We start from the raw sequence: 4,244 nt of genomic DNA, 5'->3' as shown, positions 1-4,244 counted from the left end.
GGCGTTAGGAAATTAAGAAGTGAGGGAGTTTAACTTAGGGGATTGACAGGTTATGTCTGTTGGGAAAAATTCTCATTGGACTTTTTAGTGAAAAATCACTATAAGTAATTCATTGATAAATAACGTTATGCTTTTTATTTGAACGATAAGAAAGTAAGGCGTAACGACACAACCTGTCAGGGCGGGAAAATTAGTTGGGCTGGCGAGGGGCGAGTTGGTTAAATAAAGTATCCGCCATCACCCACAGGGCTTTATTGAGTTTGATATCGCCATCAATCCCATTTACTGAACGAGTACGAGCACGTTTTCCTTTTGCGGTTCTGCCTGATAATCCCCCTTTAATCAGGTTTTCTTGTAAACGTTGGTACACCGTCCAAAGGTCTTCTTTCTTATCTTCAACGCGTCGAGGCTGTAGAATTTGCTCTCGTGTGACTGGCTGGAACTCTTCACCAAAGCGGTAGGTCAAAGCCGCTTCAGCAAAGGCTTGCTGGGCTGGTGGGGGTAACAATAACGACTGCATACTTTCGCGTTTTTCAGCCACTTGCTCAAACGTATCGAGTACCTCATACGCCCCTTCAATTACTTTCCCCACCACATCCCCTTTGTGAGGTACTCTCACTTCCCCTAATACATCGCCGCACACCAAACCGTTGGAGCATACGGCTCTAAAGAGTCCCGGCAACATCTGATAGCTGCTTGAGCCATCATGGCTATTAAGCAGAATAATTTCAGGGACTTGTATACCCGTGATTTGGTCATGTCGTCTGAGCCGTAACATATGCTTGGTGTGCTCTCGACGACTGATATCCCGTACCCGAGTCTGGCAAGCAAAGAACGGATAAAAACCTTCTTTTTGCAGGCTGTCTAACAAGGTAATGGTGGGGATGTAGGTATAGCGTTCACTGCGTGAATCGTGTTTTTCTTCAGAAAATACACTCGGTACAGTACGGAATAATTCTTCGATGGTCAGTGGACGGTCACGACGGATACTATTTGCTGAACCAAAACGAGAGGCTAATAAACTCATGATAAAACTCCGGATTAATCAATTAAGTGGAAAATGGCAGCGGATTCGGGATGTTGTGAAGCGTAGTCACGCAGCTGATAAAAGCGGTCGCACATCACTTCGCTTTCCGTTTGGAATGACCAAATGCTGTACAGGATAAGACACACCGCAATGCCTGCTGCCTCTTGGCTCACGGTGGCTTCATTGCCGTTGTGCATGTTGAATAGGGTTAAGGTGTCTGCGTTGATATCGGGGAATATAAAGGCACCGCCATTACTGAGCACGCCGTACTCCCAGTAACCGCCATGATATTCGTCGCAGAATTGACCCATCGTGGTGAAGATCACCACTTCAAAGGTAGCCCAGCCTTTTACTGCACCAAAATGGTTGAACCAAAAATCTAGGCGTTGCTCATCAGGGACTAATTCCATTGTGATAGCAGATTCAGTTGAATGATTCATTAGTTGATACTCCATTAAAAAGAAATAAAAAAGCGCCAATCCCGTTAAGGAGTGGCGCTAGATGTCATTAATGTTGCGTTAATTTAAGAAGCTAAAAGAATAGGCTCCACAGGGACTTAGCGACGGAAACGATGCTGTTTTTGACTGTACCAATCGTGCTTTTTATCAAGACAGGTAGGGGAAGGATGTCTATCAGCGTATCGACGATATCACTGACGCATTGCCCAAAATCATTACGTGCAGAGTTCTCTACGGATTGCGTCCGGTAAGTGCTGCTCAGTTGTCTAGCTACCCCGCTACTGGCTTGCACCGGTAACGCCTGTATTAATTGCTCTGCTAATACAGTCAGTTGATAGTTTTCGATTGCAGATACAACCATCACAGGGTGATTCGGCTTAAATGCTGTTATCACGGCTTGTTGCTTCAATTCTAAGTTAGCTGCTTGCTCTAAGGATGGCTGGTGAGACAGTTCATTCCACTGGCGACAGGGTTCTATCTTGTCAGCTTGGTTCAGCACAAATAGAAAGCGGTTTGGTTGATAACCACATTGCTCAGTGAGAAAGCGATAACACTGTTCATCAGAAGACCATGCCCTATCATCGGCTTTGAGTACCCAGATAATTAAATCCAGTTCTGGTAATAAGTTACGATATAGCTGGTGGTACTCTTTATCTCGTTCTATGCTTTCCCCCAGGCCGGGTAAATCAACAAAGGTGAGTGTATGGTTGTTCATCGTCATACTGTAGCGTTGGGCTTGGCGCGTACAACCTGAAACATTACTCACAGACGATAGACGGGATTGGAACAGAGCATTAATCAGACTGGATTTTCCAGCCCCTGTTTTACCCATTAAGCCTATGGTGGGGGAGTAATTGATAAGTTTATTCAAATGGGATAAAAACATATCCTTAGCCCCTTTAGGGAGGAAAAGAAAATGATTTTCGAGTTTATTCATCGTTGCAACCTTAATATATGTTAAGTTCGCATAGATGATATATATTTGAAATTTATTTCATTTTTTCATATTCATCAATAATGAAGCTATTTAACCACTCCGACGCGGGTACACCATAGTTAAGGGCTAACTCTGTCAATTTAGTTCTTGCCTCTGCTGAAAGTTGAATATCTTTCGGTGTTTTTTTTGGCCTTACCGAACCTTTTGATTTAGTAGTTGTTCTGTGTTTTCGCTCATTTCGAGCTAGGAGTAATTTTTTATAGCGCTTATCTTTTTCATCTTGGGGTGATTGCCATAAATAAAAACCAGTCACAATGTAAAGATAAAGCTCTTCACTATCCTGATATTCGGTTTTAGTCAATGCTTTACTTTTGACCAGATAGTTATAGGCCCACTTGCACATTTTTATATCGGATGGTTTTAACCAATCAAAGTACTTGTAATGGCAGGTTTTCTTAATTACGTCATTTCTTAAGTAGTCAAGCATACTATATATATCAGTAACATAATCTGAGTATTGAAAAGCATTAAGCCTAGCTACAACAAAGTTAATATATTCAATAGATTCTACATATCGCCCTTCATGACTCTTCGGTGCAAAAATAAATTTCTTATCAAAAAAACCGTTCGTTACTGTTTTTATAACACTACTAAAGTCGTCCTTAACTGTGAGATCTGTTAAGTAGTTTCGTATTTTGAACATATAAAAATTAGCGTCTTTGCTGTTGCTCAACACACGCCATATGAGGTAACAAAAAACTTTATTCTTTCTCATATAACCATAAATTTCATTCTCTATATATGAATAATTCATCGTCATGAAAGCCTCATTTTTTCATCAATTAAAATATGATTATTATTTTATAATACGGTAATAAAAAACTATTAAAACCACCAATAAATAGCTAATTAAAACACATTTTTATTCATGATTTAATCGTGATATTCATGTTCTTTCATTCCTTAATTTTAAAGGGTTATACATAGATTATTAGGCTTATACTAATACAATAGTGCTGTTTTTATTGATAAGCATACTAAAAAAATAATTCTAATATTGTGAAAGTGACGCTGTTATCCATTTCGCGTTAGAAAATTAATATCAGAGTACTTTTTAATGAGATGAGTCACTGAGCCTCTGACAAGCAGGACTTCTGTGTGTAAAAACGGTGCTGGTATAGTTATATATTTAATAGAGTAAGAATGGCATTTTATAGACCTAAAGATCACTCAAACAATCTTGACTAACTTATCTATTTTTTACATCCATCGAACTAGATATGACTTAAAAAACCTTAAGGAATAAATCATGTCTAGTTATACCTACAATGAGGACTATCTTCGTCAGATAGACCGAACAGTCCGTAAATCACTCCTCACCAATAATCGTGTCACAGCTATTCGCGTAGATTTACGCTTCCCGTCATCGACAACTTGTTACCATGAGGATTCAACAGTCATAACTCGTTTTATTGAATCCCTAAAAGCCAAAATAGGCGCAGACCTAAAACGCAAAAATAAAGTATGGGCTCGTAATTATTCATGCCCCTTATCTTATGTTTGGGTGAGAGAGTTTGGTGAAATCAATCGCAGAAAGCACTATCACTTATTGCTGCTAGTCAATAAGGACGTCTATTGGAGTTTAGGTGATTACACTAGAGCGGAAGGAACGCTTTATGCATTAGTACAACAAGCATGGTGTAGTGCAATTGGTGTTAACTACCCTACGGAGCGTTATTTAGTTCATATCCCAGATAACGCTGTTACTTGGCTAGATAACAATAATGCCAACAATGAAAGTACGATATTCGAATTAAACCAA

The 4,244-nt window shown here is 39.7% G+C and carries 5 protein-coding genes; 1 reads left to right on the top strand and 4 read right to left on the bottom strand.

Annotation, left to right across the window (positions count from 1 at the left end):
• Positions 1 to 190: 190 nt before the first annotated feature.
• From PR795_RS06035 to PR795_RS06020, 4 genes are all read right to left on the bottom strand, one after another.
• Complete coding sequence (locus PR795_RS06035) at positions 191 to 1,027, bottom strand: DUF932 domain-containing protein (protein ID WP_272516724.1); 837 nt, start codon at positions 1,025 to 1,027, stop codon at positions 191 to 193.
• Positions 1,028 to 1,041: 14 nt separating this feature from the next.
• On the bottom strand, positions 1,042 to 1,467 hold the full coding sequence (locus PR795_RS06030) for an antirestriction protein (RefSeq protein ID WP_196554299.1): 426 nt from the start codon (positions 1,465 to 1,467) through the stop codon (positions 1,042 to 1,044).
• Between the two features lie 91 nt (positions 1,468 to 1,558).
• Entirely contained in the window at positions 1,559 to 2,422 is an 864-nt protein-coding gene (locus tag PR795_RS06025) for a GTPase family protein (RefSeq protein ID WP_272516723.1), read from the bottom strand.
• 52 nt (positions 2,423 to 2,474) lie between these two features.
• The gene (locus PR795_RS06020; protein ID WP_154637195.1) at positions 2,475 to 3,242 is read right to left on the bottom strand and encodes a hypothetical protein; all 768 of its coding nucleotides are present in this window, start codon (positions 3,240 to 3,242) and stop codon (positions 2,475 to 2,477) included.
• A gap of 489 nt (positions 3,243 to 3,731) precedes the next feature.
• On the opposite strand from PR795_RS06020, the gene PR795_RS06015 reads away from it, so the two are divergent.
• A partial coding sequence (locus PR795_RS06015) for an inovirus Gp2 family protein (protein WP_272516722.1) occupies positions 3,732 to 4,244 on the top strand: 513 nt, incomplete at its 3' end.

Origin of the sequence: Providencia sp. PROV209, from assembly GCF_028479485.1 — a bacterium.
Lineage (GTDB): Bacteria > Pseudomonadota > Gammaproteobacteria > Enterobacterales > Enterobacteriaceae > Providencia > Providencia alcalifaciens.
This window is presented reverse-complemented; position numbering and strand designations above follow the sequence as displayed.

Excerpts from the sequence above, each read along its gene's own strand:
- PR795_RS06035 (WP_272516724.1), bottom strand. The coding sequence starts at position 1,027 with ATGAGTTTATTAGCCTCTCGTTTTGGTTCAGCAAATAGTATCCGTCGT.
- PR795_RS06030 (WP_196554299.1), bottom strand. The coding sequence starts at position 1,467 with ATGAATCATTCAACTGAATCTGCTATCACAATGGAATTAGTCCCTGAT.
- PR795_RS06020 (WP_154637195.1), bottom strand. The coding sequence starts at position 3,242 with ATGACGATGAATTATTCATATATAGAGAATGAAATTTATGGTTATATG.
- PR795_RS06025 (WP_272516723.1), bottom strand. The coding sequence starts at position 2,422 with ATGAATAAACTCGAAAATCATTTTCTTTTCCTCCCTAAAGGGGCTAAG.